Genomic DNA, 892 nt, shown 5'->3' with positions numbered 1-892 from the left:
GGGCAACGGCGGCGCCGGGGGCAACGGGGGCGCCGGCGGTGCGGGCGGCTTGTTCGGCCAGGCAGGGGCCATTGGCGCTGGTGGGCACGGCGGCACCGGCGCCGGAGGCGGCACCCCGGGCGCGGGCGGCGCGGGCGGTGCAGGCGCGGACCCGAATGGTGGCGTCGCAACCGTTCACGCCGCTAACGGAGCCGTCGGCCAACACGGCCTCCAAGGCAATAACGGCGGCACCGGCGACAACGGTGGAACACAAACCTATGCCGGCATCGTGTCCCAACATGTCGCCGACGCGATCAATGTGCCCGCCCAGTCGCTGCTTGGTCGCCCGCTGATCGCCGACGGTGCGAACGCCACCAGTCCAGGCGGCAACGGCGGCGACGCCGGCATCCTGTTCGGCAACGGCGGCAACGGCGCGGCCGGCGCGCCCGGTCAGGCGGGCGGTAATGGCGGCGCCGCCGCACTCTTCGGTACCGGCGGTGCAGGCGGCGCGGGCGGCGCGGGAGCGCCCGGCGGAAACGGCGGGCTCGGCGGCCTGATCAGCGGCAACGGCGGGGCGGGTGGCGCCGGCGGCTTCGGCGCTGTGGGCGGCCACGGCGGGAACGCACCCGCCTTCGGCAGCGGCGGGGTGGGCGGCGCAGGCGGCGTCGGCGCGAACGGCGGCATCGGCGGCAATGCCCTGGGCATCGGCGACGGCGGCGCCGGTGGCGCCGGTGGCGCAGCCGGGGCAAACGGTGTGGGCGGTGTCGGCGGCAGGGGCGGCAACGCCATGCTGTACGGCAGCGGCGGCGCCGGCGGAAACGGCGGGGCCGGCGCCGACGGCGGCGCCGGCGGCAATGCGGTGCAAATCGGCAACGGCGGTGCCGGCGGTCGCGGCGGCGACGCCGCGCAGATC

The 892-nt window shown here is 77.8% G+C and carries 1 protein-coding gene; it reads left to right on the top strand.

Translation table 11 applies throughout. The annotated features are described in order from the left end of the window. Positions 1-49: 49 nt before the first annotated feature. A partial coding sequence (locus BST12_RS32615) for a PGRS repeat-containing protein (RefSeq protein ID WP_425437430.1) occupies positions 50-892 on the top strand: 843 nt, incomplete at its 3' end.

It is taken from the genome of Mycobacterium angelicum (assembly GCF_002086155.1).
Taxonomy (GTDB): domain Bacteria; phylum Actinomycetota; class Actinomycetes; order Mycobacteriales; family Mycobacteriaceae; genus Mycobacterium; species Mycobacterium angelicum.
Note: the sequence above shows the minus strand (reverse complement) of the source record. Positions and strands in the feature narration are given on the sequence as shown.